Below are 26,900 nucleotides of genomic sequence, written 5' to 3'. Positions count from 1 at the left end.
CCATGGTACAACAAGAGTCCAGACTAAGAGTAGCAGATAATACAGGTGCTAAAGAAGTTTTAGCTATACGTGTATTAGGAGGTACAAAGAAACGATACGCTTCTGTTGGAGACAAGATAGTTGTCAGCGTAAAAGAAGCTACACCTAACGGAAACATTAAGAAGGGTGCAGTTTCAACAGCAGTTGTTGTGCGTACCAGGAAAGAAGTTCGCAGGCCAGATGGATCCTATATCCGTTTTGATGATAATGCCTGTGTTCTTTTAAACCCAACCGGAGAAATGCGTGGTACACGTGTATTTGGCCCGGTGGCGAGAGAACTTCGTGATAAGCAATTCATGAAAATTGTATCATTGGCACCAGAAGTGCTTTAATACATTAAAAAGATGACAAAGCTTAAAATAAAATCAGGAGATACAGTTCGCGTTATTGCCGGAGAGCATAAAGGGCAGGAAGGTAAAGTGCAAAAAGTACTTCTGGACAAGAATAAGGCTATTGTGGAAGGTGTAAATGAGATCTCTAAACATGAGAAACCAAGTGCAGCTAACCCGCAAGGAGGCATTAAAAAGAAAGAAGCTCCTATACATATATCTAATCTTGCTCTTATCGATAAAAATGGTGAGACAACAAGAGTTGGTTACAAAACGGAGGATGGAAAGAAAGTGAGATTTTCCAAAAAATCTAATGAAGTAATATAGTTATGGCATACGTACCAAGACTTAGACAAGAGTATAATGACAGAGTAAAATCTGCTCTTACAGAAGAATTTAGCTACTCCAATATAATGGAAGTGCCAAAGCTTGAGAAAATAGTGATAAGCCGTGGGGTTGGTGGAGCTGTTGCAGATAAGAAACTTATTGACTATGCTGTAGATGAATTAACAGCTATTAGCGGTCAAAAAGCAGTATCTACAATTTCTAAAAAGGATGTTGCTTCATTTAAATTACGTAAAGGTATGCCAATTGGGGCAAAAGTTACTTTACGAGGATATAGAATGTATGAATTTTTAGATCGTTTGATAACCAGTGCACTTCCACGTGTACGTGACTTTAATGGAATTAAGGCTAACGGTTTTGACGGTAGGGGAAATTATAACCTGGGTGTTACAGAACAGATTATTTTTCCTGAAATTGATATTGATGCAGTAAACAGAATTGCTGGAATGGATATCACTTTTGTTACCACAGCTGCTACTGATAAGGAAGCTAAATCATTGTTAACCGAACTAGGATTACCTTTTAAAAAGAATTAATTATGGCTAAAGAATCAATGAAAGCCCGTGAGGTGAAGAGACAAAAAATGGTGGAAAAGTACGCTGAAAAACGGAAGGCTTTGAAGGAAGCTGGAGATTACGAGGCGCTACAAAAATTACCAAAAAATGCTTCTCCCGTACGTTTGCACAATCGTTGTAAGCTAACAGGCCGGCCACGAGGTTATATGAGACAATTTGGTCTTTCACGTGTAACTTTCAGGGAAATGGCTAACAATGGATTAATTCCCGGAGTAAGAAAAGCTAGCTGGTAAGAATATAGAATGGGTTGAAGGTTCGGGTTTTCCGAAAACCACTACCACAAATAAACAAAAATGAATACAGATCCGATTGCAGATTATTTGACGAGGATTAGAAATGCTGTTGCGGCAAACCATAGAGTTGTTGCGATTCCAGCCTCTAACCTTAAGAAGGAAATTACAAAAATTTTATTCGATCAGGGATATATCCTTAGTTACAAATTTGAAGATACTACCGCTCAGGGAAGTATAAAAATAGCTCTTAAGTACGATAAAACTACTAAAGAGTCCGTAATTAAAGATATTCAGAGAATAAGTAAACCTGGTTTACGTAAGTATTCCGGTGCCGGCGAACTACCTAGAATTTTAAATGGTTTAGGTATTGCTATTGTTTCTACTTCTCATGGAGTAATGACAGGAAAGCAAGCGCAAGCTGAGAAAGTTGGTGGCGAAGTATTGTGTTACGTTTACTAATACTTAAAAGACTTAAATAATGTCAAGAATAGGTAAAAGCCCAATTACGATTCCAGAAGGTGTTGATGTTAACATCGATGGAAAAGTAATAACGGTAAAAGGAAAATTAGGAGAGCTTAAGCAGGAAATTACCGATATCGATTTTAAAATCGAAGAAGGAGTTATAACTTTTGAGCGTTCTTCTGAAAAGAGTGACCAGAAAGCAAAGCATGGTTTGTACCGCGCCTTGGTTAATAATATGATTACTGGTGTTACTGAAGGATATACTAAACAATTGGAATTGGTAGGTGTAGGTTACAGAGCATCTAACCAAGGTCAAAAATTAGATTTGGCTGTTGGGTATTCCCATAATATTGTGCTAGATTTGGCGCCTGAAGTTAAAGTAGAAACAGTTTCTGAAAAAGGGAAGAACCCTGTCATAAAGCTGACTTCTTACGACAAACAATTGGTTGGACAGATTGCGGCTAAAATCCGCTCATTTAGAACTCCAGAGCCTTACAAAGGTAAAGGTATTAAGTTTGTTGGTGAACAATTAAGAAGAAAAGCAGGTAAATCAGCTTAATAAAGTTTAGATATGGCATTTTCAAAAGAAAAGAGAAGACAAAAAATAAGGAAGCGTATCCGTAGGGATATTGCAGGAACTGGAACCCGACCAAGATTATCTGTTTTTAGGAGTAATAAAGAAATTTATGCTCAGATAATAGATGATGTTGAAGGTAAAACTTTGGCCGCAGCTTCTTCAAGGGATAAAGATATTTCTTCAGCTGAAGGTAAAATGGAACAAGCTACTTTGGTAGGTAAAGCCCTTGCTGAAAAAGCGAAAGAAGCTGGAATAGAAACTATTTCTTTCGATAGAGGTGGTTACTTGTATCACGGAAGAGTTAAATCATTAGCAGAAGGTGCTCGAGAAGGAGGACTAAAATTCTAAGAAATTATGTATCAAGATTATAAAAACGTAGAGCACGTAAAACCGGGAGGATTGGAGTTAAAAGATCGTCTTGTTGGTGTACAACGTGTTACAAAAGTTACTAAAGGAGGTAGGGCATTTGGTTTTTCCGCTATTGTAGTAGTAGGGGACGAAAATGGTGTTGTAGGGCAAGGTTTAGGGAAATCCAAAGAAGTTGCCGATGCTATTTCCAAAGCTGTAGAAGATGCTAAAAAGAATTTAGTGCGAATTCCTCTAACTAAAGGAACCCTTCCACACGAGCAAAAAGGTAAGTATGGTGGTGCGCGAGTATTGTTGCTTCCAGCTGCTACCGGTACAGGTATTATCGCTGGTGGTCCAATTCGTGCAGTACTGGAATCAGTAGGAGTGCATGATGTACTTTCTAAAAACCAGGGATCTTCTAACCCTCACAACGTAGTTAAAGCAACTTTTGATGCTTTATTACAATTGCGTAGTGCAGAAACTGTTGCTAAGCAAAGGGGAATTTCGTTAGATAAGGTTTTTAAAGGATAAATCAAGGACAGAGATGGGAAAGATTAAAGTTACAAAAGTAAGAAGTGCTATTAACCGTAGTAAAAACCAAAAATTAGTCCTGGAATCATTAGGGCTTAAGAAGATTGGTCAGACGGTGGAGCATGATGACACACCAAACATCCTTGGTATGGTAAATAAAGTTAAACATTTAGTTTCTGTAGAAGGAACAAAATAATAATACACATGGATTTAAGTAACTTAAGACCTGCAGAAGGTTCAGTTAAAAGTAATAGCAAGCGTGTAGGCCGCGGAGAAGGATCCGGAAAAGGTGGTACAGCTACCAGGGGACATAAAGGGGCCAAGTCACGTTCTGGTTACTCCAAGAAGATTGGATTTGAAGGTGGGCAGATGCCACTTCAACGTCGTGTTCCTAAATTTGGATTCAACAATAGAAATCGTAAGGTATATCAAGGTGTAAATTTGGATACCCTTCAGTCTCTTGTAGACGAGGGTAGAATAAAAGACACTGTAGATATGGAAGTTCTTGTTGAAAACGGGTTGGCTGGAAAAAACGAGCTTGTTAAGATATTAGGTAGAGGTGAATTAAAAGCAAAGTTGAAAATATCTGTTCATAAATTTACTGCCTCAGCGAAAGAAGCTATTGAAGCTGCCGGAGGTGAAGTCGTTACTTTATAATAGATATTCAAATGAAATTCATCAATACTATTCAGAATATTTGGAAAATCGAGGAACTAAAAAATAGAATTTTAGTAACCCTCGGTTTACTCCTTGTTTATCGTTTTGGAGCACAGGTTGTTCTTCCCGGGATAGACGCATCTCAGTTGGCTAATCTTGCCAATCAGACCGATGGAGGACTTTTAGGTCTTCTCAATGCGTTTACAGGCGGGGCATTTTCTAATGCCTCTGTTTTTGCTTTAGGGATTATGCCTTATATCTCGGCTTCCATTGTAGTTCAATTGATGGGGATCGCTATTCCTTATCTTCAGAAATTACAGAAGGAAGGTGAGAGTGGTAGACGGAAGATTAACCAAATTACACGCTGGTTGACCATAGCTATTACTTTAGTGCAGGGACCTGGTTACATTTATAACCTATTTGCTACCCTTCCGCAGGGTGCTTTTTTGTTAGGGGATACTGTAACTTTTGTGGCTTCTTCTGTGGTAATCCTTACAACAGGAACAATTTTCGCCATGTGGTTAGGAGAGAAAATAACAGATAAGGGTATTGGTAATGGTATTTCATTATTGATTATGGTTGGTATTATTGCCACTCTGCCACAAGCATTTATACAGGAATTTGCTTCCAGGGTTTTCGAATCTAACGGAGGACTAATTATGATACTGATTGAATTGGTAATCTGGTTCGCAATTATTCTTGCTTCTGTAATGCTGGTTATGGCTGTTCGTCAAATTCCGGTGCAATATGCTAGAAGAAGTGCGTCTGGTGGTTATGAGAAAAACGTTTTTGGTTCAAGACAATATATACCGTTAAAGCTAAATGCATCCGGAGTTATGCCTATCATTTTTGCGCAGGCAATTATGTTTATACCTCTTGCAGTGGTTGGAGTATCAGATTCTGATACTGCACAAGGTTTAGCAACGGTATTTAGCGATATATTTGGATTTTGGTACAATCTGGTTTTTGCTTTATTGATTATTATATTTACATATTTCTATACGGCAATCACTGTACCTACGAATAAGATGGCTGATGACCTTAAAAGAAGCGGAGGTTTTATACCGGGAATTCGTCCCGGAACTGAAACTGCTGAATTTTTAGATCGGGTGATGTCACAAATTACTTTACCTGGTTCTATTTTCCTTGCCTTAATTGCTGTGTTCCCTGCAATTGTGGTGAGTTTGTTGGGTGTGCAACAAAACTGGGCTTTGTTTTTTGGAGGTACCTCGCTTTTAATTATGGTAGGAGTTGCAATTGATACAATGCAACAAGTGAACTCATATTTGCTTAACAGGCATTATGATGGATTAATGAAATCAGGTAAGAACAGAAAAGCAGTAGCTTAATATTATTATGGCAAAACAACCAGCAATTGAACAGGACGGAACTATTATTGAAGCATTATCAAATGCGATGTTTCGTGTTGAATTAGAAAATGGTCACGTTGTGACTGCACATATCTCTGGTAAGATGCGTATGCACTACATTAAATTGTTGCCTGGAGATAAAGTGAAGCTTGAAATGAGCCCTTACGATTTAACTAAGGCGCGAATTACATACAGATACTAATTTAGAATTGAACTATTTAATTTTTTTTTCAGTACTTTTGCAACCTGAAAAAAATTATCTAGCACAAATATTGGATGTAAAGTTACGGCCTTACATTTGGTAAACATAAAAAACTGAAGAGATGAAAGTTAGAGCATCAATAAAAAAGAGAAGCGCCGACTGCAAGATTGTACGCAGGAAAGGCAGACTTTACGTAATTAACAAAAAGAATCCTAGATTTAAACAAAGACAAGGCTAATTATGGCAAGAATTGCAGGGGTTGATATACCTAAACAAAAGCGAGGAGTTATAGCATTGACCTATATCTTCGGAATTGGCAAAAGCAGGGCTCAAAGCATCCTGGAAGAGGCCAAAGTAGATGAGAGTAAAAAGGTTTCCGATTGGGACGATGATGAAATTGGTCGTATTCGTGAAGCTGTAGGTAATTATCAAATCGAAGGAGAATTACGTACTGAGGTTCAATTGAGTATCAAACGTCTAATGGATATTGGAAGTTATAGAGGGATCAGGCATAGATCTGGTTTGCCTTTAAGAGGTCAAAGAACCAAAAACAACTCAAGAACCAGAAAAGGTAGAAGAAAAACAGTTGCTAACAAGAAAAAAGCGACTAAATAGTAAGTAATATGGCAAAGGCAACAAAAAAGGCTGTTCAGAAGAAACGCAAAGTTATTGTTGAGGCTAATGGAGAGGCGCATGTTACTGCTTCTTTTAATAACATCATTATCTCTTTAACAAATAAAAAGGGTGACGTTGTTTCCTGGTCTTCAGCTGGAAAAATGGGCTTTAGAGGTTCTAAAAAGAATACTCCTTATGCGGCTCAATTAGCAGCAGAAGATGCTTCTAAAGTAGCTCACGAAGCAGGTTTGCGTAAAGTAAAAGTTTATGTGAAAGGACCTGGGAATGGTAGGGAATCTGCTATTCGTTCTCTTCATAACAGTGGTATTGAAGTAACTGAAATTATTGATGTTACACCACTTCCGCACAATGGATGTCGTCCTCCAAAAAGACGTAGAGTTTAATTAATAAGTATAATAATAGGAAAGGATATTACGATTATCGAAGGACAGTGACCTTAATTCATAATCCCTTTCTAATAAATTAAAATTTAATGGCAAGATATACTGGTCCAAAGACTAAAATAGCCCGTAAATTCGGTGAAGCTATTTTCGGAGACGATAAATCTTTTGAAAAAAGAAATTATCCTCCGGGACAGCACGGGAACAACCGTCGTCGTGGAAAGAAATCTGAGTACGCTATCCAGTTAATGGAGAAACAAAAAGCGAAATATACTTATGGTATTCTTGAGCGTCAATTTAGAAACATGTTTGAAAAAGCAACAAGATCAACTGGAATTACCGGTGAGGTGCTTTTACAATTATGTGAGTCACGTTTAGATAACGTGGTATACAGAATGGGGATATCTCCATCCAGGAGAGGAGCCAGACAATTAGTTTCCCACAGGCATATTACCGTAAATGGGGAACAAGTAAATATTCCTTCTTATCAGTTAAAAGCTGGAGATGTTGTTGGAGTAAGAGAAAAGTCTAAATCTTTGCAGGCAATTCAGGATTCACTTGCTAATTCTAGCAGTGTTTACGAATGGATTACCTGGAATAATGAGACAAAAGAAGGAACTTTCGTTTCTGTACCTGGAAGGGTTCAGATTCCGGAAAATATAAATGAACAATTCATCGTCGAATTATATTCGAAGTAATAATTCACAGAAGTCGTAATATGGCAATACTAAATTTTCAGAAGCCCGATAAAGTTATAATGATTGATTCCACCGATTTCGAAGGGAAATTTGAGTTTCGCCCTTTGGAACCAGGATATGGATTGACCGTTGGTAACGCTTTAAGAAGAGTGCTGTTATCTTCATTAGAAGGATTCGCGATTACTTCAGTTAGAATTGAAGGAGTAGAGCACGAATTTTCTACTATTCCGGGAGTGGTTGAAGATGTAACAGAAATTATACTGAACCTGAAGCAAGTTAGGTTCAAGAGGCAAATTGATGAAATAGATAACGAAGCCGTTACAATTTCTGTTTCCGGAGAGGATCAACTTACTGCAGGTCATTTTCAGAAATTCATCTCAGGATTTCAGGTTTTAAACCCAGATCTTGTTGTGTGTCATCTTGATAAAAAGGTGAACGTGAATATGGAAATCACTATTGAAAAAGGTAGAGGTTACGTTCCGGCTGAAGAAAATAAAAAGTCCAATGCACCATTGGGAACTATTTTTACAGACTCTATTTACACACCAATAAAGAATGTAAAGTATAGTATCGAAAACTATCGTGTAGAGCAAAAAACTGACTATGAGAAGTTGGTTTTTGAAATCATAAGCGATGGTTCTATTCATCCTAAAGATGCTTTAACAGAGGCTGCCAAGACTTTAATTCACCACTTCATGTTGTTCTCTGACGAGCGCATAACTCTTGAAGCTGATGAAATTGCTCAAACTGAAACTTATGATGAAGAATCCCTTCACATGAGACAATTATTGAAAACCAAATTGGTTGATATGGACCTTTCAGTAAGAGCATTGAATTGTTTAAAAGCGGCTGAAGTTGATACCCTTGGAGACCTCGTGTCTTATAACAAGAATGATCTTATGAAATTCAGAAACTTCGGTAAGAAGTCTTTGACAGAACTTGAAGAGCTTGTTAATAACAAAGGATTGAACTTTGGTATGGACCTTTCAAAATATAAATTAGATAAAGACTAGTTCATTCTTTAATGAATTCTAGATCTAAAAGAGAATAGTAATGAGACACGGAAAGAAAATAAATCATTTAGGAAGAAAAACTGCGCATCGCAAGTCTATGTTGGCGAATATGGCATGTTCCCTAATTGAACACAAACGCATTAATACCACTGTTGCCAAAGCCAAAGCTTTAAGAGTATTTGTTGAGCCTTTAGTAACTAAATCTAAAGAAGACACTACTCATAACAGAAGGTTGGTTTTTAGTAAACTTCGTGATAAGGATTCAGTAAGTGAATTGTTTCGGGAAGTTGCTCCTAAAGTTGGAGATCGTCCGGGTGGATACACAAGGGTGATTAAACTTGGGAACAGATTGGGGGATAATGCCGATATGGCAATGATCGAACTGGTAGATTATAATGAAACTTATAATCTTGAAAAACCAGAGAAGAAAAAATCTACTCGTAGAGCAGGTAAGAAAAAATCTACTACAGATACACCGGCTCCTCAGGCAGAAACTAAATCTGAAGAAACTAAATCTGAAGAAACTACTTCAGAAAACAAAGAAGATAAAAAAGAAGAATAGATGATTCTTTTAAATCATAAATTAGAAAAAAGGATAGGCTCTGTGAGTTTATCCTTTTTTTATATACATTGATCAAATAAAAAGTACTAAAGCGAAATTAACTGAAGTTTATTTTTACCTATGAAATATCAAACTAAGAAAAAAGCAATTGTATTACTGGCAGATGGTACAATTTTTCATGGAAAATTGGTTGGAGACAAAGGAGGTACTGCCTTTGGGGAAGTCTGTTTCAATACAGGAATGACTGGTTATCAGGAAATATTTACAGATCCTTCTTATTTCGGACAAATTATGGTGACCACAAATGGGCATATTGGGAATTATGGAACCAATGAAAATGAAGAAGAAGCAGATACAGCCCAAATTTCCGGACTGATTTGTAAAAACTTTAGCTATTTTCACTCAAGACCGGCAGCAGATATGTCCCTTCAGGATTTTCTGAAGAAAAGTGACCTTTTCGCTATTTCTGATGTAGATACCCGTGCACTGGTAACTTATATCCGAAAAAACGGTGCAATGAATGCCATTATTTCTTCCGATGTTGATAATATTGAAGGACTTAAAAAACAACTTGCTGATGTTCCGGACATGAATGGTCTGGAGTTGGCTTCGAAAGTTTCCACAAAAGAGCCATATTTCTTCGGAAATAAAGATGCTAAACATAAAGTAGCCGTATTGGATGTGGGAGTGAAAAGGAGTATTCTAAAGCACCTGGCCAATCGTGATGTTTACTGTAAAGTATTTCCATACGACACCAGTTACAGTGAAATGAAAGAATGGGAAGCAGATGGTTATTTGCTCTCCAATGGTCCTGGTGATCCCGCACCACTGGAAAGCGCTATACAAGTGGCAAAAGATATTATGGAAGATGATAAGCCACTTATGGGTATCTGTCTTGGCCACCAGATCATTGCACTTGCAAACGGAATAGGCACTTATAAAATGCACCACGGTCACAGAGGTATAAATCACCCGATCCTTAACCTACAGACTGGAAAAGGGGAAATGACTTCTCAAAACCACGGATTTTCTGTCAATAAAGAAGAAGCAGAAAATCATCCCGATGTGGAAGTTACCCATACACACTTAAATGATCATACTGTTGCCGGAATAAAGATGAAGAATAAGAACTGTTTTTCAGTTCAATATCATCCGGAAGCCAGTCCGGGGCCAAATGATGCGCATTATCTCTTTGATGAGTTTCTTGATAGGCTCCAGCCTGTCAATGCGTAGTTAAAAATATATTTCATATTATTAAAAGCTCGAAAATTTAATTTTTCGGGCTTTGTTTTTTATCGATATCAAAAGATTTTACTTCCGTTCCAATATCTGAACTTTTAGGTACTGTGAGGCCGATAATTGTCATTTTTAGCCCCTCTCTTTTTTTCGCTTTCATCTCTAAGTGACGGCTAAAAAGCATTTTCTCCTTCCGGAATAACAGTCCATTCCTAAATTTACCTTCTCTGGAGTGGAAACAGGCAAAAAATATCCGAAATTGAAGCAATTCTGCCTCAGAATCGTGGGTTTTGATCTGATTTTCCTCTGCAAAGCCAATTTCAGATCTAGTTTTTCAGGTTAATCTGAAAGCTTCAGTCTAAAATGACAATTTTCGACTTGTGATAATGACTTTTTCAGCCTCACCCGACTCATTTTGATAATTTTCTTGATTAATTACAAGAAATGCAACTTCAGAATTAAAAGTTTCAAAAAACCGCATCTCTATCTTGTAAAATTAATTTAAAGAGGCTTAAGAAAACGATTTAGTGGATTTTCTCTTATAAAAGCCTTAAAACTAAGCCTATTCCTCGCAATTTTTGGGGCTTCTTTGTATATTGCACATTAATCAATTAACTAATTAAAACAGACTATGAGTGTTATAGTAGATATTCATGCACGTCAGATTTTTGACTCTAGGGGAAATCCTACAGTAGAGGTGGATGTAATTACAGAAAATGGAATTTTAGGAAGGGCTGCTGTACCTTCAGGTGCTTCAACAGGTGAACATGAGGCTGTAGAGCTTCGTGATGGTGGAAGTGATTTTATGGGAAAAGGAGTAACCAAGGCAGTAGAGAATGTAAATAAAACTATTTCAGAAAAATTATTGGGATACTCGGTTTTTCAACAAAACCAGATCGACCAGGCAATGATCGATTTAGATGGTACACCAAATAAATCTCAGCTTGGAGCCAATGCTATTCTTGGAGTTTCTCTTGCCGTAGCTAAGGCTGCAGCGAACGAGCTGGGACTTCCTTTATATCGTTACGTGGGTGGAGTGAGCGCAAACACGCTTCCTGTGCCGATGATGAACATTATCAACGGTGGTTCACATAGTGATGCTCCAATCGCATTTCAGGAATTTATGGTAATGCCGGTAAAGGCTAAAGATTTCTCTCATGCTTTAAAAATGGGTACAGAAATTTTTCATAACCTTAAAAAAGTTCTTCACGATAGAGGCTTAAGTACTGCTGTAGGTGACGAAGGTGGTTTTGCGCCGACTTTAGACGGAACAGAAGATGCTTTGGATACTATTCTTAAAGCTATAGAAAATGCAGGTTACAAAGGTGGTGATGATGTTATGATCGCCCTGGATTGTGCCGCTGCTGAATTCTATGAGAACGGAAAATATGATTATAAGAAATTTGAAGGAGATTCAGGAAAAATAAGAAGCAGCCAGGAACAGGCAGACTATCTTGCTGAACTTTCTTCAAAATATCCAATCATTTCTATTGAAGATGGAATGGATGAGAACGACTGGGAAGGCTGGAAAGCTTTAACTGAAAAGATTGGAGATAAAGTACAGCTTGTAGGAGACGACTTGTTTGTAACCAATGTAGAAAGATTATCCCGCGGAATTAACGAAAAAATCGCCAACTCCATTCTTATTAAAGTGAACCAGATTGGTACTTTAACCGAAACTATTTCGGCTGTGAATATGGCTCATAATGCAGGTTATACTTCTGTAATGTCTCACCGTTCCGGTGAAACTGAAGATAATACGATTGCAGATCTTGCTGTGGCTTTAAATACAGGTCAGATTAAAACTGGATCAGCTTCACGTAGTGATCGTATGGCAAAATATAATCAGTTAATTAGAATAGAAGAAGAGCTTGGGGATATGGCTTATTATCCTGCTGAAAAAGCATTTAAATTAAAATAGTTTTTTGTATCATAAATTATTCAAAACCCCTCATTTAATGAGGGGTTTTTTTGTGATATTTATCAATTCATTAGCGGAATTTTTGTAAATAAATAATTAACTTATAGTTCTAACTAACTTGTGATCTTTTATGAATAATTTTCTTTTTGTGGCTGCAGAAAATGATGGTATTGCCTCCTGCAAGGCAGGTGGAATGGGAGATGTCGTTCGCGATGTGCCACGGCAGATTTCAGAAAGAGGGGATGGTGCTCATGTAATAACACCATCTTATTCACGTCTACACCAAAACGCAACCTTTAAAGCTAATCTGACTTTTCAACTGAGAAGGGAAACTTATACGGCAGAGCTATACGAGGTAAATCCTAAAAAAGAATATGCAAATGTTTCCCATTACCTAATTCATCATCCCGAGATAAAAGCGGGGGATATTGCGCATATCTATCACAACGACCTTACTGAACCTTTTTTCACCGACGCCATAAAATTTTTTATTTTTTGTACAGCAGTAGCCGAAGCTATAAAGAGCGGAGCTTTTGGTAAACTGGATGTCGTGCACCTCCATGACTGGCATGCCAGCCTTGTTTTATTTTTGAGGAAATTTCATCCTGCTTATCAAGAGCTAAAAGAGATTAGGTTTGTATATACAATCCATAATCTCGCTATTCAGGGAATACGTCCATTCTCAGGAAGTTATTCTTCTGTTGAAAGCTGGTTTCCCGAATTGAATCTTAATTATGAAGAACTGCAGGATCACAGGTTTCGCGACTGTATAAATTTAATGGCTATAGGAATACGTTTTGCCGATGCTGTACATACCGTATCACCTTCTTATAAAGAAGACATTCTTAAGCCCAGCGCACCACCGGAGTTTATTGGAGGGGAAGGTTTGGAAGAAGAACTGAAACAGGCCGATAAAGAAGGCCGACTATTTGGAATCTTAAACGGATCCAACTATTCCAATATTAATAAAGTAGAGAAAGGAATTTTATTCCGGCAATGTATCAGGAGGTTATTTAGATGGCTGCAGGAAGAAAAAAAAGATTACAAAGCGCATTACCTGGCGCATACGGGAGAGAAGCTTACCAGGTATCAGGAAGATCAACCAGATTTTATTTGCGCAAGTATCGCACGTCTTACGGAGCAGAAATTTTATTTTTTTAAAGATGATCCCAATCTTCTGCCGAGACTTATGGAAAAACTGAATGAAAACAACGGAGTTTTTATTCTTTTGGGTACCGGTGCACCAGAATATGAAACTATTTTTAGGGCCGCCAGTTATGAGCATAAAAACTTTATTTTTATTAATGCACAATCAGAGAGTATTATCGATATGCTGTACCAGGAATCTGATCTTTATCTGATGCCGAGTCTTTTTGAACCCTGTGGTATTAGCCAAATGTTGGCTATGAGGAATGGTCAACCTTGTCTGGTACATCATACGGGAGGGTTAAAAGATACAGTGATCCACGGGAAAACCGGCTTCAGTTTTACAGGGAATACTCTCGAGGAAAAGATAGAGGATTTTGTAAAAGTATTTTCTGAAACCGTAGATCTTTTTTTCAGAGATAAAAAAGAATGGAAAAAAATATCAGCTAATGCTAAAAAACAAAAATTTACCTGGAAAAAATCGGTAGACGATTACTATAAATACCTGTACTCTCTAAATTTCTGAAGAATAAAAAAATAATGCGGTGAAACCGCCTACACCCCCTGTTAATTATACCTTAAAGACGAAATATCGATTGATATACTTGTTAATTTTTCTTAATTTCGCAACTATAGTAAGTCTAATTAGAAACAATCAACATGTCAGATAAAGCGTCATTAGAATATCAAGGAAAAAAATATGAATTTCCGGTCGTCAAAGGCACCGAAGATGAAATAGGAGTAGATATAAAAACGCTGCGTGCTCAAGCTGGTATTATTACTCTGGACCGCGGTTATAAAAATACCGGAAGTTGCGAAAGTGCAATTACCTTCCTGGATGGGGAAAAAGGTATTTTAAGATACCGGGGATATGCTATTGAAGATCTTGCAGAAAAAGCAGATTTTCTTGAAGTAGCTTACTTGTTGATTTTTGGTGAGCTTCCAACCAAGGAACAGCTTGACAAATTCTATTCAGATATTAAAGAAGAATCTGAAGTAGATGAGGAAATGAAGAAGATTTTGGATGGTTTTCCAAAATCTGCACATCCAATGGGTGTACTTTCTTCTCTTACCAGTGCTTTAATTGCTTTTAACCCGTCTTCTGTAGATGTTTCTTCAGAAGCAGATATGTACAGGGCAATAGTGAAAATCCTTGGAAAATTCCCTGTATTGGCGGCATGGACACTTAGAAAGAAAAAGAGCGATCCTCTTAATTATGGCGATGACTCTCTTGGATACGTAGAGAATTTGCATAAAATGATGTTCGAGAAGCCAGGTAAAAAATATAACGTAGATAAAGCTGTTATAGATGCTCTGGATAAACTTTTAATTCTTCATGCAGATCATGAACAAAACTGTTCTACTTCAACAGTAAGAATGGTTGGATCTTCTCACGCCGGACTATTTGCTTCAATTTCAGCAGGTATTTCTGCACTTTGGGGACCTTTACATGGAGGTGCTAACCAAGCAGTTATTGAAATGCTGGAGAAAATTAAAGAAGATGGAGGGGATACTAAAAAATTTATGGCTAAAGCTAAGGATAAAGAAGATCCTTTCCGATTAATGGGCTTTGGGCATAGAGTTTACAAAAACTTCGATCCACGTGCTAAAATCATCAAGAAATCTGCAGACGAAGTTTTGGGACAATTAGGAATTGACGATCCTGTACTGGAAATTGCTAAAGGTCTTGAAAAAGAAGCTCTGGAAGATGATTATTTCGTAAAAAGAAAATTATATCCTAACGTAGATTTCTATTCTGGAATCATCTATCGTGCATTGGGAATCCCTGTAGAGATGTTCACAGTAATGTTTGCGCTGGGACGTCTACCGGGATGGATTGCACAATGGAGAGAAATGAGATTGATGAAGGAGCCAATTGGGCGTCCACGTCAAATATACATTGGCGAAGGCCATAGAGAATTTAAAAGTGTGGATAATAGATAATTCACAGCTCTCATATTATTAATTTCTTAGAAAAGCTTCATCTCTGCATGAAGCTTTTTTTATATTTGCAAAAAATTGCACGATGCACCTAAATATCAATAATGAAACAGGCCGTTTAAGGGCGGTTGTTTTGGGGACGGCAGAAAGTACAGGCGGTATTCCAGAAGTCTCTAAAGCTTACGATCCTAAGTCTATTGAACATATAAAAGCGGGAACGTATCCTAAAGAAGAGGATATGATCAACGAGATAGAATCTGTTGCTGCTGTTCTAAAGAAACACGATGTTGAAGTCTACAGACCTAAGGTGATTGAGAATTACAATCAGATTTTTGCCCGCGATATCGCTTTTGTTATTGAGGACAAATTTATAACTGCCAATATCTTGCCAGACAGGGAGCAGGAAATTGAAGCCATTAGTCATATAATGAGCCAGATCCCATCAGAAAAAATTATCGAACTACCGGAAAATGCACATATAGAAGGGGGAGACGTTATGCCTTTTGGGGATTACATTCTTGTGGGGACGTATACCGGAGAGGATTATAAAAATTATATCACTGCAAGAACAAACAAATACGCGGTAGATGCGCTTCGGGAGATTTTTCCGAAGAAAAAGGTGGTTCCGTTTAACCTGAAAAAATCAAATACAGAAGCCAGGGATAATGCTTTGCATCTTGACTGTTGCTTTCAGCAGGTAGGGAAGGATAAAGCCATTATCTATAAAGGTGGATTCCTGGATGAAAAAGAATACAGATGGCTGGTAAACCTCTTCGGAAGCAAAAACATCTTCGAGATTACGCGGGATGAGATGTACCACATGTATTCCAATGTTTTCTCTATTTCTGAAGATGTAGTGATTTCAGAAAGAAATTTCAGCAGGCTTAACAACTGGTTAAAGGAGAACAACATTGCCGTAGAAGAAGTTCCTTATGCTGAAATTTCTAAACAGGAAGGATTATTGCGCTGTTCTACATTACCCCTGATAAGGGACTAAAATTTGACAATTATGAAGCAGATAACAGATACGCTCTTAATGGTAAGGCCTGTAGCATTCAGGATGAATGAACAAACAGCCGTAAATAACTATTTTCAGGAGGATATAAAAAATGCAGATGTTAACAAGCAGGCTCAGCAGGAGTTTGATGATTTTGTAAAGAAACTAAATGCTGTTGGCGTTAAAACAATTGTTGTAGACGATGTAATTGAAGAGGATACGCCAGATTCTATTTTTCCGAATAACTGGGTTTCTTTTCATGAAAACGGAAGTATCGCGCTTTATCCCATGTTTGCACCAAACCGCCGCAAGGAGCGCCGCATGGAATATTTTGCCCGTCTTGAAGAAGCAGGCTTTAAAATCAACAATATCGTTGATTATACTTCAGCCGAAGAAGATGATATATTTCTTGAGGGTACGGGAAGCATGCTTTTAGACAGGATAAACCAAAAAGCCTATTGCGCAATTTCTCCCCGCGCAGATGAAGAATTGCTTATTGAATTTTGTGAGGATTTTGAATTTACTCCGGTAATTTTTACAGCAAACCAGAGCGTGGGCGGTAAAAGAAAGCCCATTTATCACACCAATGTGATGATGTGTTTAGCTGAAGAATTTACAGTGATTTGCCTGGATGCAATAGATGATGCGAAGGAACGAAAAAATGTTCTTAAACACCTGAAGCAGGACGGCAAGGAGATAATTGCAATTTCTGAAGCACAGATGCACGAATTTGCCGGTAATATGCTGCAGGTGCAGGGAGCTTTTGATAAAAAATACCTTGTAATGAGTGCAAAGGCCCACGGGAGTTTGACAAAAGATCAGATTGCGAAAATCGAGAAGCATTGTGAAATTTTGAGCAGTGATTTAAATATGATTGAAACCTGTGGCGGCGGTAGCGCGCGTTGTATGATGGCCGAAGTTTTTCTTCCGAAGGATTAATTTTTCTGTAATAGTTTCTTCAGAAAAAGAATGAGCATTCCTGCCGTAAAAATGGCAAACGGGAGGGAACTGATGATTAAAAACTTCTGCATGGCTGTTAGTACGTCACTTTCGGGTTTAATATTTCCCAACAGAATAATAGCTTCAGAAAAAACAAGGATAAGGATTGCCCAAACCAGTCGCAATTTCTTTTTTGGCTCTTCCTTTCCTTTATCACTAAACATACTCAGCACAAATATTGCCGAATCTACCGAAGTGACCAGGAAGCTGATAAGCAGTAGAATAACGACCAGACTAGAGATTCCCGAAAACGGCAAATTTTCAAAAAAGACGAACATCGATGTGAAAACATTACTGAATTCATCATTGTAAATAGTCATTCCTTCTATAATATCAAATGCTGAAGTTCCAAACACGCTAAACCAGAAAAAGCTTCCTAAAGATGGCACCAGTAAAATGGCAATTATCATCTCCCGTAGACTGCGACCTTTGGAAATCCGGGCGATAAAGATTCCCGTAAATGGTGCCCACGCCAGCCAAAATGCCCAGTAGTAATACGTCCAGTCGGTTAGGAACTGTTTTCCGGGATCATAATTACCCAAAGCAAGGCTCAACGGGATAAAATCTACCACATAGTGGTAAAGCGACTGGAAAAAGTTGTTGAAAATCGCCGAAAGATCACCAGAAAGTAGGACGAACAGCATAAGGAGAACCGTGGTGTAGATATTCAGGTTTGAAATTCTCCTGATTCCCTTTTGTACACCTGCCCAGGCAGAAAAGAATGCAAGCAGACAAACGAGAAACACGATTCCTATAACAGGAGCAAGTTCTCCGGCAGGTTTTTGCAATAAATGACTTAATCCACCTTCAATTTGTGTGGTTCCTAACGCAATCGCTGCCACCAAACCAAAGACGGTGGTAAGAATGGTAAGCAGATCTATGGGCAGTGCCAAAAATGGCAATTTTCGACTATTAGTTAATCCCGAGCTTAGCCGTACATCTGCTTTTTCTACAAAAATTGAGGAACCAATAACAATGGCAAAAACGCCATAAAATGCCCAGGCGGTAAAGCCCCATTGATAAAACGTGTATTCCAGCGCAATAACTTCATTGGAAGAAGAAGTGGAAAGTGGCGGATTCAGATACATATAAACCGGTTCCTGGACGGCTCGCAAAAGTACTCCTGCGCCCATTCCTGCACTGTAAAGCATTGCAATCCAGGAGAGCCTGTCGAATTCCGGAGGGGATTTTCCCAAACGTATGTTTCCGAATTTGGAGAATGCTATAAAGAGCAAAAAAACCACGCAAATAAGACCGAGCCATAAATAAAATCCTCCAAAGATTTCCCTTACCCAAATGGAACCACTTTCTATAACTTCATAGAATAATTCCGTAAAGAAGAAAATGAAAAGAGAAAAAATAAGAAGAATACCGGTGGAAAGATAAAAAAGCGGATTCTCTTTAAATTTATTCCTGAAGTTGTTCAATGCTTCTTTGATTTTGAGGTTCTCCTTTGGCTATTCTGTTCAGCATTCCTTCAAAGATAAAATAATGAAATGGATACATAGAATACCAGTAGAGTCTTCCCCAAATTCCTTTTGGCCGGAAGGTGGCCGTTTGATGGAGAATGTTCTCTTCATCAATTTTAAATTCCAGCCATGCTTCCCCGGGAACTTTCATTTCAGCAAACAACAGAAGCCGTTTTTCTTCCCGGTCTGCAAGTAAAACGCGCCAGAAATCCAATGAATCTCCGCTGGCGATCATTGTGGGATGGGTTCTACCTCTGCGAAGGCCCACGCCACCAAATAATTTATCTACGTAACCACGGAATTTCCAAAGCTGGTTTCCGTAGTACCATCCTTTAAGTCCGCCTATAGACCAGATCCTGCCCAGGACTTCTTCAGGATGATCAACTTTTACAGATTGTTCGTCTTTTAAACAACCGTATTTAGGTACCTGTACGTATTTATTAAGTTCCTTCTTAAAACGTCCGCTGCTCAGGGAATCCTTCCAGCTGGAAATCACCTGGTTTTGTTCGATTTTGTAAAAAGCAAGTTCTATGGCTTCAGTATAATGTAAAGGTTCAATATCCAGTAGTTCCTGAAGTCGCTTATCTTTGGTAACCACTTCAATTTTCATGCTGTCCACCAGGTTTTGCGCTAGTTTGTAAGAGGTAGAGGTAATAAAGTACAACCAGTAAGAAGACAGTTTTGGTGACATTACAGGTACACTCCATATCCAGATTTTTAATCCGCGCACTTTTGCATATTGCTCCATCATCTCCTGATAGCTTAGGATGTCCGGACCGCCCACATCAAAAGATTCATTATAACATTCTTCCCTGCCAATCACTCCTGTAAGAAATTTGATCACATCTCTAATTGCCAATGGCTGGCACTTTGTTCTCACCCATTGCGGAGTGATCATGACCGGTAACTTTTCACAAAGATCCCTTAAGATTTCAAAAGAGGAACTCCCTGAACCTATAATTATAGCTGCCCTTAAAACTGTAGTGTTAAAATCTCCTTTGTAGAGAATGTCTTCAACTTTTTTTCGGGATTCCAAATGTTTGGAGAGGTGCTCCTCATTAACAATTCCGCTTAAATAAATGACCTGGTTTACAGAAGTGGCAGCCATCATTTTATTAAAGTTGTGTGCAGCTTTAGCCTCTTTTTCTTCAAAATCTGTGGTGGAGCCAGACATAGAATGAATAAGATAGTAGGCAATATCAATATTTAGAACCTTTTCCGGTGGTTCATTATCTTCTAAAAAATCGATTTCCACAATTTCCACCTGTTTTCTAAGTTCCCTTGAAGAAGAAAAACGATTTTTGTTTCGGACGGCGCATACTACTTCATGGCCCTGCTCCAGAAGTTCGGGAAGCAGGCGCATTCCTATATAACCATTTGCACCTGTAAGTAGAATTCGCATGTAAGTAGTTTAGCATAGAATTTAAAGAATATATTAGTACTTTCACCTATGCTTAATAAAACTTTATAAAATGAATAACGTCCTGAAGATCGTGCTTTTACTAATAGGCATCGGACTTATAGCCTATGGTCTTTACGCTGTAATTACTCCGGAATTTGCTATTAATGCGGGACCAATCCAGGTAGAAGCACATGGTGATAACACTCAGGCTTATGCAATGATAGGCTTCGGGATACTCGCACTTATAGGCGGACTGGCTTTTAGACGGCGATGATTTAAGCGGAAAAATGTCTAAACAAACGCCAAAAATGCTTTCAGCAGGTTTTAAAGAGAAGCTTGTTAATTAGAGATCATCGATTTGAGACGGTGCGTTATCAGCCTTATAATCAATAACTTTTCTGAAGAATTTATGAATGGCTGGGGAATTAGCCTTAACTTTTATGTAATAATGATCCCGGTATATGGAATATTCTTCAGCCTTTCCCTTGTACAGCGTAAGCTTGTAATATGGGATTATTAAAGCATAAGTCTCTAAGATACTGCGGAACATGACAATTATCCCGTTGGGACGCATTTCAATATTACAGGTTTTTGCATTGTTATCCAGGATGAGTAAATTTTGAATTTCAATACTGGAGGCGGTGATATGCAGCTTAGGAGAACCTATACCATTTAACCGCATTCTCTCCAGGAGTGTAAATGTTTTACCTACTTCAGCATCAATTTTAGCCTTGATAGCGGGACGGTTATAGGAAATATTCTGCAACATATATTTTAATTTAACTCGCATTTCCGCTGATGGAATGCATTTAATTAGAAGGTAGAATCCCCCAAACCTTACAATTTCAGACTTCTTTTATCGGACAGCCGGCCTAAAGAGATTTTGATTAAAATTATTTATTAATTATTCCCTTCCACTAATTTCACATCTCGCTCTTCTCCATCAACTCAAACCATCTTTGGGTTTTTTGCTCTATTTTTTCTTCAACATCTTTTAATATTAATGAGGTTTTGTCGACTTCTTCGCCGCTAAGATCCTTCAGGAATTCCTTCTGAATTTCTTCTTTTTTCTTTTCCAGTTTTGCGATTTCTTTTTCCAGCCTGCCGTATTCTTTCTGCTCGTTGTACGTCAGTTTAGATCCTGAAGAGTTCTTTTTCCAGTCATTTTTATCCTGTTTGGCTTCAGCTTTTTCTGTAGAAGTTTCGGTGTCCTGGGAAGCACTTTCCTCATAACTCCTGTAGTCGGTATAATTTCCGGGAAAATCTTCAACTTCAGCATCACCTTTAAAAACGAAAAGGTGGTCAACGATCTTATCCATAAAATACCTGTCGTGGGAAACCACAATTACGCAGCCTGGGAAATCAAGCAGAAAACTCTCCAGTACATTTAGAGTCACGATATCAAGGTCGTTTGTAGGCTCATCCAGGATCAGGAAGTTAGGATTCTGAATAAGGACCGTACATAAATAAAGTCGCTTTTTCTCACCTCCACTAAGTTTCTCCACAAAATCGTACTGCTTCTTGCGATCAAACAGAAAGCGTTCCAGCAGTTGTTGTGCCGAAATCTGTTTCCCTTTCTTTAGCGGAATAAAATCCCCGAACTCTCGAATAACTTCAATAACTTTTTGTCCGGGTTTGATTTTTATGCCACGCTGAGTGTAATATCCGAATTTGATGGTATCGCCAATGACGACTTTACCGGAATCTGGTTCCATCTCGCCGGTAAGGATATTTAAGAAAGTGGATTTTCCGGTACCATTCTTTCCGATAATTCCCAGGCGCTCACCACGCTGAAAATTATAATCCAGATTTTTGAAAAGTTGTTTTCCGCCGAGTTCCTTAGAAAGATTATGGATTTCCGCAATTTTACTTCCCATCCTCTCCATGTTAATTTCGAGCTGAACAGTGTGATCATTCCTGCGCTTGCTGGCTTTTTCCTTTATTTCATGGAAATCATCAATCCGCGACTTGGATTTAGTGGTACGGGCTTTTGGTTGCCTGCGCATCCAGTCCAATTCCTTCTTGAAAAGCTGCTTGGCTTTATCGGTATTCGTTTGTTCCTGTTCTATCCTGGATTCTTTTTTGTCCAGGTAATAGGAGTAATTTCCTTTATAGGTATAAAGTTGCCCGTCTTCCAGTTCCACAATTTCATTGCAAACCCTTTCCAGGAAATAACGGTCGTGAGTAACCATGAAAATCGTAAAATTCTCCTTCTTAAAATAAGCTTCCAGCCACTCGATCATATCCAGATCCAGGTGGTTGGTAGGCTCATCCATGATAATAAAATCAGGTTTATGAAGGAGCATATTTGCCAGGGCAAGCCTCTTTTTTTGCCCTCCCGAAAGGTATTTTACTTCTTTCGAAAGATCTTCAAGTTTTAGTTTAGAAAGAATTTGCTTGTACTGAGTTTCGAAATCCCAGGCCTGGGCAGCGTCCATTTCTTCAAAAGCCTTTTGATAAGCATCTGCGTCTTCAGGATTTTTCAGGGCCTTTTCATAGCGCTCAATAATCCGCAGGGTTTCATTTTCTGAAGAAAAAATAGTTTGTTCTACAGTTAAATGCGGATCAAGATCTGGTTCCTGCGGAAGAAATGCCGTAGTAATATCCTTACGGTACACCACCTGGCCATCGTCAGGCGAATCGAATCCTGCAAGGATGTTGAGAAGGGAAGTTTTTCCCGTTCCGTTTTTGGCGACAAAGCCTACTTTTTGACCTTCATTAATTCCGAAGGAAATTCCTTCAAAAAGTCGGCGTTCGCCGTATGATTTTGATATGTTTTCAACTGAAAGATAATTCACGTAATATATTTTGATGTAAAATTAAATTGATTAGTCGGAAATCCTGTCAATAAACGAATAATTTAATTTTTTAGTTTGGTTTAGAGGCAAATTGGTTAGTCAAGAGTCTGTAATTAGTGAAAAATTTTAAAAAAAACGAAAGAGTAAGATCAAAGAAAAGCTGAACCTGGATTCAAGAAGCAAGAACCATGACTCTATAGATAAAATTTTTTTCTTAAAACCTCAATCTGGCCCTTTTCGGAGAACCAAATATAATAGGCACGTGTGGACTCTGTATATCGAAAATTGCCATTTCTGGGCTTTGACTTATATGGGAGCAAAAAAGAAGTAGAAAGTCATTCAAACTCTCCACTTCGGAAAGCGATAATTGCCATTTTCAGGCTTTGACTTTTTCGGAGGGTAAAATCGAAAAGTGATTCAAATTCTTCACTTTTCATTTTTTATTTTTCTTTTCCCCCTTTTTCTTCTGTGACTTCTTTTTTCAAGACTAATTACTTAATTATCAAATCACGCTATTAAAATGTTAATTCCGAAGTTAAAGAATTTATACTTTTGTTATTAGCTCACAAAGCCTATATTTGTTAATTATTTGTGAATGCTAATATGAAGATTAAAGGCCTGCTTTTCCTTTTAGCGATGATACTTTCCTTTTCGTCGTGTATTTCTACTAAAAAATTGAGTTACCTTCAGGAAAATCCTGATGCTGTAGATAGTGTGATAGATGTGCAAAGATTAAAGAAGCCTTACAGAATCCAGATTGGCGATCTTTTAAGCATCCGTGTGAAAGCTTTGGATCAGGAGCTGGTTGGGATGTTTAATCCTATTGATGAAGCCAGTTTAAATGCAACTACCGAGGAGCGCGTTTATTTTGATGGGTTTACCGTAGATGATCATGGAAATATTAGAGTTCCAACTTTGGGTGAGCTAAACGTTTTGGGTTATACAGTAGATGAAGTACGGGAAATGGTAGAAAAGGAACTGCTGGAAAGATATTTTAGGGATGAGGCAAATTTATTTGTAACCGTTAAGCTTGCGGGAATCCGTTATACCACTTTGGGGGAAATCGGTTCCGGTAGTCAGGTGATTTACAAAGAGCAGGTAACGATCATAGAAGCAATTGCAAATGCAGGCGGAATAACCGATGTGGGAGACCGCGCCAAAGTGAAAATAGTTAGACAATATCCGCAGGGTGAGGAAATTCATATGATAGATGTTACCAGTATAGAAGCCACTTCCAGCCCATATTATTACATTCAGCCTAACGATGTTATTATTGTGAATCCGCTGCCACAAAAGGCGCTGGGATTTGGTACTACGGGACTGGAATCTTTCAGGACCATAGCTACATTTTTTACCTTAATTACTTCAGTAGTATTGATTTTTACCAGATAGAATGGCACATGAAGATGATCACATATCAGACGTAGGTTCAACCTTCGATTTTAAAGGTTTTGTTCTAAAAGTTATAAGCTACTGGAAGTTAATATTACTTTCTGTAGCGATAAGTTTTGCAGTTGCATACTACAACAACGTAAGGAAACTCCCTGTCTACAGGATGGACAATAGTATTAGTATTAAGGACGATCAAAACCCTTTTTTTACATCAAATACCAGTCTTACTTTTAACTGGGGAGGAACCTCAGATAAGGTAAATACTGCAGTCACTATTTTAAGATCCAGGTCCCATAATGAGGAGGTGGTGGAGCGGCTTCAGTTTTATGTGCAGTACCTGGAAGACGGCGAATATCAGCGGGTGGATGCCTACGGAAAAGCTCCCTTTGAAATCCTGGTGGATACCACTGCTTACCAGGGATTGAATACAAATTTTACAGTTACTTTTCAGGATTCTGTGAATTTTTTAATTGAAGCAGATTTGCCTGAAAATATAGCTGCACAAAATTTCAGGACAAAAGAGAAAAAATCTATTGCCGTTAATAATTCAGAATTCTCTCAGAATTTCAGGGTGGGGGAACCTGTAAATCTTCCGTTTTTTAGTGGAATTGTTACACGGACAGATCATGCACTTCAGGCAGGAAAACCTTTTTACGTTAGTTTTCTGAATTTCGATTCCGCAGTTGGTAAATACAGATCGGTAAATGTCGCAACAGACCAGAACGGATCTTCGGTTTTACGATTAAGCCAAACGGGGTTCAACAAAGCCAGACTGGTAGATTACCTAAACGGATCTGTGACCGTGCTTAGTGAAAATATGCTGGCGCGGAAGAACCTTTTTGCTACAAATACTATTCGGTTTATAGACAGTAGTCTCGCTGTAAAATCCCGGGAGCTGCAGGTTGTGGAGAATGAACTGAATAGTTTTAGAAACAAAAATTCTATTCTCGATATTTCTGCGGAAAGTAGTGAAATTTCAAATAAACTTTCCACTCTGGATGTGCGGAAAGAAGATATTAGAAGACAACTGGCCTATTACGAAACACTTAATACTTACCTGGAAACCCGGAGTGATTATTCCAGCGTTCCGGCACCTTCTGTAGCGGGAATCAGTGAAAGCAGTATCGTTAGCGGAGTGGGAAGAATTGTGGAGTTGGCAGAGGAACGTAGTAATTATCAATATTCTTTAAAAGAGGGCTCTCCTGTTTTTTCTGATATCGACCGCCAGATTAATTCTGTGAAATCTATTCTTCTGGAAAATATTGGTTCCTCCCGCGGACTTTTAAGCGGAGAATTGTCTGATATCAACAGGCAGATCGCCAGTTTTGAAGCTGAAATTAAAAAGCTACCGCAGGAAGAGCAGGATCTTCTGAAGATTCAGCGTAAATACAGTATCAGCGAAAAGACTTACAATCTCTTTTTGGAGAAGCGTAGTGAAGCCGGACTTGTAAAAGCGGCGAATGTTAGCGATGTAATGGTTATTGATAAAGCTAAGGATACCGGTGGTGGGCAAATTGGCCCCAATACGCAGCTTAATTATGTAATGGCGGTAATGGTCGGCGGGGTTATTCCGTTAACCTTCGTTTTCCTGTTGGTTTTTCTGAATACAAATATTCTTAATGCGCAGGAGGTTTCACGCCTGTCCCCCGTGCCTATTCTGGGGCTAATTGGGAAAAGTAAGCTGGACAGTAACCTTGCAGTTTTTAGTAGTCCGAAATCTTCAGTCGCAGAAAGTTTCAGGGGAATTCGTTCCAGCCTGCAGTTTATGTATAAAAAACAAGGCGTAACAGGTTCCAAAACATTGCTGGTGACTTCTTCTGTTTCGGGAGAAGGAAAAACCTTCTGCGCGATGAACCTGGCGACGGTGTTTGCAATGAGTGACAAAAAAACCGTATTGGTAGGGGTCGATTTAAGGAAGCCGAAAATTTTTGATGATTTTAAGCTGAATAACGAATTGGGTATTGTGAATTACCTGATCTCTGAAGCTACTTCCGAACAGATAATTCAGAAAAGTGAGATAAAAAATCTGGATGTTATTACGGCGGGACCTGTACCTCCAAACCCTTCAGAATTGCTGCTTACAGAACAAATGGATAAGTTGATGGAGGAGTTGCGGCAAAAATATGACTATATCATCCTGGATTCTCCGCCTATCGGAATGGTGGCCGATGCGCTCAACCTGGTAAAATATGCCGATGCCACCTTATACCTCATCAGGCAGGACTACACTAAACGCGGAATGCTGGAAACCATAAACGAAAAATATCAAAAAGGAGAACTAAAAAATATCAGTTTTGTACTGAACCATTTCGTGCACCGCGCCAAATACGGTTATGGCTACGGCTATGGTTACGGCTATGGTTACGGCTACGGCTATAATCGTTATGCTAAGGGCTACTACGGGGAAGCACCATCCAAGCTATCCCAGATGAAGAAAAGCTGGAAGAAATTTATGAGGAATTTTGAGTGATCTTTAGTGAATGGTGAATGGTGAATGGTGAGTAGTGAATAGCGAATACCTGCGACATTTGCGGGAGAAATTGAAGTACGAATTACGAGGTGGGAAGTACGAAATTTTATATTGTCAATAATTGTCATTTCTCAGGTTAAACTTTTTTGGAGGAAACAATAAACTTACACTT

31 protein-coding genes are annotated in these 26,900 nt (G+C 38.5%); 27 read left to right on the top strand and 4 right to left on the bottom strand.

Features of this window, described 5'->3' with window-relative positions; translation table 11 throughout:
- Positions 1–2: 2 nt before the first annotated feature.
- The 24 genes from rplN to ctlX all read left to right on the top strand — a co-directional run bounded on the left by rplN (position 3) and on the right by ctlX (position 17,137).
- Entirely contained in the window at positions 3–371 is a 369-nt protein-coding gene (rplN, locus tag RM549_RS02545) for a 50S ribosomal protein L14 (protein ID WP_311494405.1), read from the top strand.
- Positions 372–383: 12 nt separating this feature from the next.
- A complete protein-coding gene (gene rplX, locus RM549_RS02540; protein WP_311680438.1) occupies positions 384–695 on the top strand; it encodes a 50S ribosomal protein L24 in 312 nt (103 codons plus the stop codon).
- A 2-nt stretch (positions 696–697) separates the two neighbouring features.
- Positions 698–1,249: a 50S ribosomal protein L5 gene (gene rplE / locus RM549_RS02535; protein WP_311680431.1), complete on the top strand. Its 552-nt coding sequence runs from the start codon at positions 698–700 to the stop codon at positions 1,247–1,249.
- A 2-nt stretch (positions 1,250–1,251) separates the two neighbouring features.
- Positions 1,252–1,521 carry a 30S ribosomal protein S14 gene (gene rpsN, locus RM549_RS02530; protein WP_311484693.1) on the top strand — a complete coding sequence of 90 codons (270 nt, stop codon included), beginning with the start codon at positions 1,252–1,254 and terminating at the stop codon, positions 1,519–1,521.
- A gap of 60 nt (positions 1,522–1,581) precedes the next feature.
- The gene (rpsH, locus tag RM549_RS02525) at positions 1,582–1,980 is read left to right on the top strand and encodes a 30S ribosomal protein S8 (protein WP_311680421.1); all 399 of its coding nucleotides are present in this window, start codon (positions 1,582–1,584) and stop codon (positions 1,978–1,980) included.
- Between the two features lie 19 nt (positions 1,981–1,999).
- On the top strand, positions 2,000–2,542 hold the full coding sequence (rplF, locus tag RM549_RS02520; RefSeq protein WP_311680418.1) for a 50S ribosomal protein L6: 543 nt from the start codon (positions 2,000–2,002) through the stop codon (positions 2,540–2,542).
- Between the two features lie 12 nt (positions 2,543–2,554).
- Complete coding sequence (gene rplR / locus RM549_RS02515) at positions 2,555–2,908, top strand: 50S ribosomal protein L18 (protein WP_311680411.1); 354 nt, start codon at positions 2,555–2,557, stop codon at positions 2,906–2,908.
- A gap of 6 nt (positions 2,909–2,914) precedes the next feature.
- Complete coding sequence (rpsE, locus tag RM549_RS02510) at positions 2,915–3,439, top strand: 30S ribosomal protein S5 (protein WP_311494400.1); 525 nt, start codon at positions 2,915–2,917, stop codon at positions 3,437–3,439.
- A gap of 13 nt (positions 3,440–3,452) precedes the next feature.
- Positions 3,453–3,635: a 50S ribosomal protein L30 gene (gene rpmD, locus RM549_RS02505; RefSeq protein ID WP_311680389.1), complete on the top strand. Its 183-nt coding sequence runs from the start codon at positions 3,453–3,455 to the stop codon at positions 3,633–3,635.
- A gap of 8 nt (positions 3,636–3,643) precedes the next feature.
- Positions 3,644–4,096, top strand: a complete 453-nt coding sequence (rplO, locus tag RM549_RS02500) for a 50S ribosomal protein L15 (protein WP_311680382.1) — start codon at positions 3,644–3,646, stop codon at positions 4,094–4,096.
- An 11-nt stretch (positions 4,097–4,107) separates the two neighbouring features.
- Complete coding sequence (secY, locus tag RM549_RS02495; RefSeq protein WP_311680380.1) at positions 4,108–5,445, top strand: preprotein translocase subunit SecY; 1,338 nt, start codon at positions 4,108–4,110, stop codon at positions 5,443–5,445.
- A 7-nt stretch (positions 5,446–5,452) separates the two neighbouring features.
- Complete coding sequence (infA, locus tag RM549_RS02490) at positions 5,453–5,668, top strand: translation initiation factor IF-1 (RefSeq protein ID WP_014031991.1); 216 nt, start codon at positions 5,453–5,455, stop codon at positions 5,666–5,668.
- 121 nt (positions 5,669–5,789) lie between these two features.
- A complete protein-coding gene (gene ykgO / locus RM549_RS02485) occupies positions 5,790–5,906 on the top strand; it encodes a type B 50S ribosomal protein L36 (RefSeq protein ID WP_010519235.1) in 117 nt (38 codons plus the stop codon).
- Positions 5,907–5,908: 2 nt separating this feature from the next.
- Positions 5,909–6,283: a 30S ribosomal protein S13 gene (gene rpsM, locus RM549_RS02480; RefSeq protein WP_311494396.1), complete on the top strand. Its 375-nt coding sequence runs from the start codon at positions 5,909–5,911 to the stop codon at positions 6,281–6,283.
- Positions 6,284–6,291: 8 nt separating this feature from the next.
- Positions 6,292–6,687 carry a 30S ribosomal protein S11 gene (rpsK, locus tag RM549_RS02475; RefSeq protein WP_311486054.1) on the top strand — a complete coding sequence of 132 codons (396 nt, stop codon included), beginning with the start codon at positions 6,292–6,294 and terminating at the stop codon, positions 6,685–6,687.
- 89 nt (positions 6,688–6,776) lie between these two features.
- The gene (rpsD, locus tag RM549_RS02470; RefSeq protein WP_311498295.1) at positions 6,777–7,382 is read left to right on the top strand and encodes a 30S ribosomal protein S4; all 606 of its coding nucleotides are present in this window, start codon (positions 6,777–6,779) and stop codon (positions 7,380–7,382) included.
- Between the two features lie 20 nt (positions 7,383–7,402).
- Entirely contained in the window at positions 7,403–8,395 is a 993-nt protein-coding gene (locus RM549_RS02465; protein ID WP_311494394.1) for a DNA-directed RNA polymerase subunit alpha, read from the top strand.
- Positions 8,396–8,435: 40 nt separating this feature from the next.
- Positions 8,436–8,957 (top strand): 50S ribosomal protein L17, encoded by a 522-nt coding sequence (rplQ, locus tag RM549_RS02460; protein WP_311680376.1) that lies wholly within the window; start codon positions 8,436–8,438, stop codon positions 8,955–8,957.
- A 120-nt stretch (positions 8,958–9,077) separates the two neighbouring features.
- Positions 9,078–10,190 carry a glutamine-hydrolyzing carbamoyl-phosphate synthase small subunit gene (carA, locus tag RM549_RS02455; protein ID WP_311680374.1) on the top strand — a complete coding sequence of 371 codons (1,113 nt, stop codon included), beginning with the start codon at positions 9,078–9,080 and terminating at the stop codon, positions 10,188–10,190.
- Positions 10,191–10,824: 634 nt separating this feature from the next.
- A complete protein-coding gene (eno, locus tag RM549_RS02450; RefSeq protein WP_311680373.1) occupies positions 10,825–12,114 on the top strand; it encodes a phosphopyruvate hydratase in 1,290 nt (429 codons plus the stop codon).
- A gap of 130 nt (positions 12,115–12,244) precedes the next feature.
- Positions 12,245–13,786, top strand: coding sequence for a glycogen synthase (locus tag RM549_RS02445; protein WP_311680371.1), 1,542 nt, complete (start codon positions 12,245–12,247; stop codon positions 13,784–13,786).
- A 134-nt stretch (positions 13,787–13,920) separates the two neighbouring features.
- Positions 13,921–15,204, top strand: a complete 1,284-nt coding sequence (locus tag RM549_RS02440) for a citrate synthase (protein WP_311680369.1) — start codon at positions 13,921–13,923, stop codon at positions 15,202–15,204.
- An 82-nt stretch (positions 15,205–15,286) separates the two neighbouring features.
- The gene (locus RM549_RS02435) at positions 15,287–16,198 is read left to right on the top strand and encodes a dimethylarginine dimethylaminohydrolase family protein (protein WP_311680367.1); all 912 of its coding nucleotides are present in this window, start codon (positions 15,287–15,289) and stop codon (positions 16,196–16,198) included.
- 12 nt (positions 16,199–16,210) lie between these two features.
- On the top strand, positions 16,211–17,137 hold the full coding sequence (gene ctlX / locus RM549_RS02430; RefSeq protein ID WP_311680365.1) for a citrulline utilization hydrolase CtlX: 927 nt from the start codon (positions 16,211–16,213) through the stop codon (positions 17,135–17,137).
- Here ctlX and RM549_RS02425 read toward each other — a convergent pair.
- Both RM549_RS02425 and RM549_RS02420 read right to left on the bottom strand, forming a co-directional pair.
- Entirely contained in the window at positions 17,134–18,624 is a 1,491-nt protein-coding gene (locus tag RM549_RS02425; RefSeq protein ID WP_311680363.1) for a BCCT family transporter, read from the bottom strand. The two genes, ctlX and RM549_RS02425, sit on opposite strands and share 4 nt — an antisense overlap.
- Positions 18,605–20,068, bottom strand: a complete 1,464-nt coding sequence (locus tag RM549_RS02420; protein WP_311680361.1) for an SDR family oxidoreductase — start codon at positions 20,066–20,068, stop codon at positions 18,605–18,607. The genes RM549_RS02425 and RM549_RS02420 overlap by 20 nt, the downstream gene beginning before the upstream one ends.
- A 70-nt stretch (positions 20,069–20,138) precedes the next feature.
- Here RM549_RS02420 and RM549_RS02415 point away from each other — a divergent pair, with 70 nt between their 5' ends.
- Positions 20,139–20,342, top strand: a complete 204-nt coding sequence (locus RM549_RS02415; RefSeq protein ID WP_311494382.1) for an LPXTG cell wall anchor domain-containing protein — start codon at positions 20,139–20,141, stop codon at positions 20,340–20,342.
- Positions 20,343–20,411: 69 nt separating this feature from the next.
- Here the strand turns inward: RM549_RS02415 and RM549_RS02410 are convergent, their stop codons facing one another.
- Positions 20,412–20,837 carry a hypothetical protein gene (locus tag RM549_RS02410; protein ID WP_311680352.1) on the bottom strand — a complete coding sequence of 142 codons (426 nt, stop codon included), beginning with the start codon at positions 20,835–20,837 and terminating at the stop codon, positions 20,412–20,414.
- A gap of 154 nt (positions 20,838–20,991) precedes the next feature.
- A complete protein-coding gene (locus RM549_RS02405; protein WP_311680346.1) occupies positions 20,992–22,866 on the bottom strand; it encodes an ABC-F family ATP-binding cassette domain-containing protein in 1,875 nt (624 codons plus the stop codon).
- Positions 22,867–23,469: 603 nt separating this feature from the next.
- On the opposite strand from RM549_RS02405, the gene RM549_RS02400 reads away from it, so the two are divergent.
- Positions 23,470–24,258 carry a polysaccharide biosynthesis/export family protein gene (locus RM549_RS02400; protein WP_311680340.1) on the top strand — a complete coding sequence of 263 codons (789 nt, stop codon included), beginning with the start codon at positions 23,470–23,472 and terminating at the stop codon, positions 24,256–24,258.
- A 1-nt stretch (position 24,259) separates the two neighbouring features.
- Positions 24,260–26,728: a polysaccharide biosynthesis tyrosine autokinase gene (locus tag RM549_RS02395; RefSeq protein ID WP_311680332.1), complete on the top strand. Its 2,469-nt coding sequence runs from the start codon at positions 24,260–24,262 to the stop codon at positions 26,726–26,728.
- Positions 26,729–26,900 lie beyond the last annotated feature (172 nt).

Origin of the sequence: Autumnicola patrickiae, assembly GCF_031846525.1 — a bacterium.
GTDB lineage: Bacteria > Bacteroidota > Bacteroidia > Flavobacteriales > Flavobacteriaceae > Autumnicola > Autumnicola patrickiae.
Note: the sequence above shows the minus strand (reverse complement) of the source record. Positions and strands in the feature narration are given on the sequence as shown.

Bases quoted from the DNA above. Each gene is read 5' to 3' on its own strand.
- rplN (WP_311494405.1), top strand. From the start codon at position 3: ATGGTACAACAAGAGTCCAGACTAAGAGTAGCAGATAATACAGGTGCT.
- rplX (WP_311680438.1), top strand. From the start codon at position 384: ATGACAAAGCTTAAAATAAAATCAGGAGATACAGTTCGCGTTATTGCC.
- rplE (WP_311680431.1), top strand. From the start codon at position 698: ATGGCATACGTACCAAGACTTAGACAAGAGTATAATGACAGAGTAAAA.
- rpsN (WP_311484693.1), top strand. From the start codon at position 1,252: ATGGCTAAAGAATCAATGAAAGCCCGTGAGGTGAAGAGACAAAAAATG.
- rpsH (WP_311680421.1), top strand. From the start codon at position 1,582: ATGAATACAGATCCGATTGCAGATTATTTGACGAGGATTAGAAATGCT.
- rplF (WP_311680418.1), top strand. From the start codon at position 2,000: ATGTCAAGAATAGGTAAAAGCCCAATTACGATTCCAGAAGGTGTTGAT.
- rplR (WP_311680411.1), top strand. From the start codon at position 2,555: ATGGCATTTTCAAAAGAAAAGAGAAGACAAAAAATAAGGAAGCGTATC.
- rpsE (WP_311494400.1), top strand. From the start codon at position 2,915: ATGTATCAAGATTATAAAAACGTAGAGCACGTAAAACCGGGAGGATTG.
- rpmD (WP_311680389.1), top strand. From the start codon at position 3,453: ATGGGAAAGATTAAAGTTACAAAAGTAAGAAGTGCTATTAACCGTAGT.
- rplO (WP_311680382.1), top strand. From the start codon at position 3,644: ATGGATTTAAGTAACTTAAGACCTGCAGAAGGTTCAGTTAAAAGTAAT.
- secY (WP_311680380.1), top strand. From the start codon at position 4,108: ATGAAATTCATCAATACTATTCAGAATATTTGGAAAATCGAGGAACTA.
- infA (WP_014031991.1), top strand. From the start codon at position 5,453: ATGGCAAAACAACCAGCAATTGAACAGGACGGAACTATTATTGAAGCA.
- ykgO (WP_010519235.1), top strand. From the start codon at position 5,790: ATGAAAGTTAGAGCATCAATAAAAAAGAGAAGCGCCGACTGCAAGATT.
- rpsM (WP_311494396.1), top strand. From the start codon at position 5,909: ATGGCAAGAATTGCAGGGGTTGATATACCTAAACAAAAGCGAGGAGTT.
- rpsK (WP_311486054.1), top strand. From the start codon at position 6,292: ATGGCAAAGGCAACAAAAAAGGCTGTTCAGAAGAAACGCAAAGTTATT.
- rpsD (WP_311498295.1), top strand. From the start codon at position 6,777: ATGGCAAGATATACTGGTCCAAAGACTAAAATAGCCCGTAAATTCGGT.
- RM549_RS02465 (WP_311494394.1), top strand. From the start codon at position 7,403: ATGGCAATACTAAATTTTCAGAAGCCCGATAAAGTTATAATGATTGAT.
- rplQ (WP_311680376.1), top strand. From the start codon at position 8,436: ATGAGACACGGAAAGAAAATAAATCATTTAGGAAGAAAAACTGCGCAT.
- carA (WP_311680374.1), top strand. From the start codon at position 9,078: ATGAAATATCAAACTAAGAAAAAAGCAATTGTATTACTGGCAGATGGT.
- eno (WP_311680373.1), top strand. From the start codon at position 10,825: ATGAGTGTTATAGTAGATATTCATGCACGTCAGATTTTTGACTCTAGG.
- RM549_RS02445 (WP_311680371.1), top strand. From the start codon at position 12,245: ATGAATAATTTTCTTTTTGTGGCTGCAGAAAATGATGGTATTGCCTCC.
- RM549_RS02440 (WP_311680369.1), top strand. From the start codon at position 13,921: ATGTCAGATAAAGCGTCATTAGAATATCAAGGAAAAAAATATGAATTT.
- RM549_RS02435 (WP_311680367.1), top strand. From the start codon at position 15,287: ATGCACCTAAATATCAATAATGAAACAGGCCGTTTAAGGGCGGTTGTT.
- ctlX (WP_311680365.1), top strand. From the start codon at position 16,211: ATGAAGCAGATAACAGATACGCTCTTAATGGTAAGGCCTGTAGCATTC.
- RM549_RS02420 (WP_311680361.1), bottom strand. From the start codon at position 20,068: ATGCGAATTCTACTTACAGGTGCAAATGGTTATATAGGAATGCGCCTG.
- RM549_RS02415 (WP_311494382.1), top strand. From the start codon at position 20,139: ATGAATAACGTCCTGAAGATCGTGCTTTTACTAATAGGCATCGGACTT.
- RM549_RS02410 (WP_311680352.1), bottom strand. From the start codon at position 20,837: ATGTTGCAGAATATTTCCTATAACCGTCCCGCTATCAAGGCTAAAATT.
- RM549_RS02400 (WP_311680340.1), top strand. From the start codon at position 23,470: ATGAAGATTAAAGGCCTGCTTTTCCTTTTAGCGATGATACTTTCCTTT.
- RM549_RS02395 (WP_311680332.1), top strand. From the start codon at position 24,260: ATGGCACATGAAGATGATCACATATCAGACGTAGGTTCAACCTTCGAT.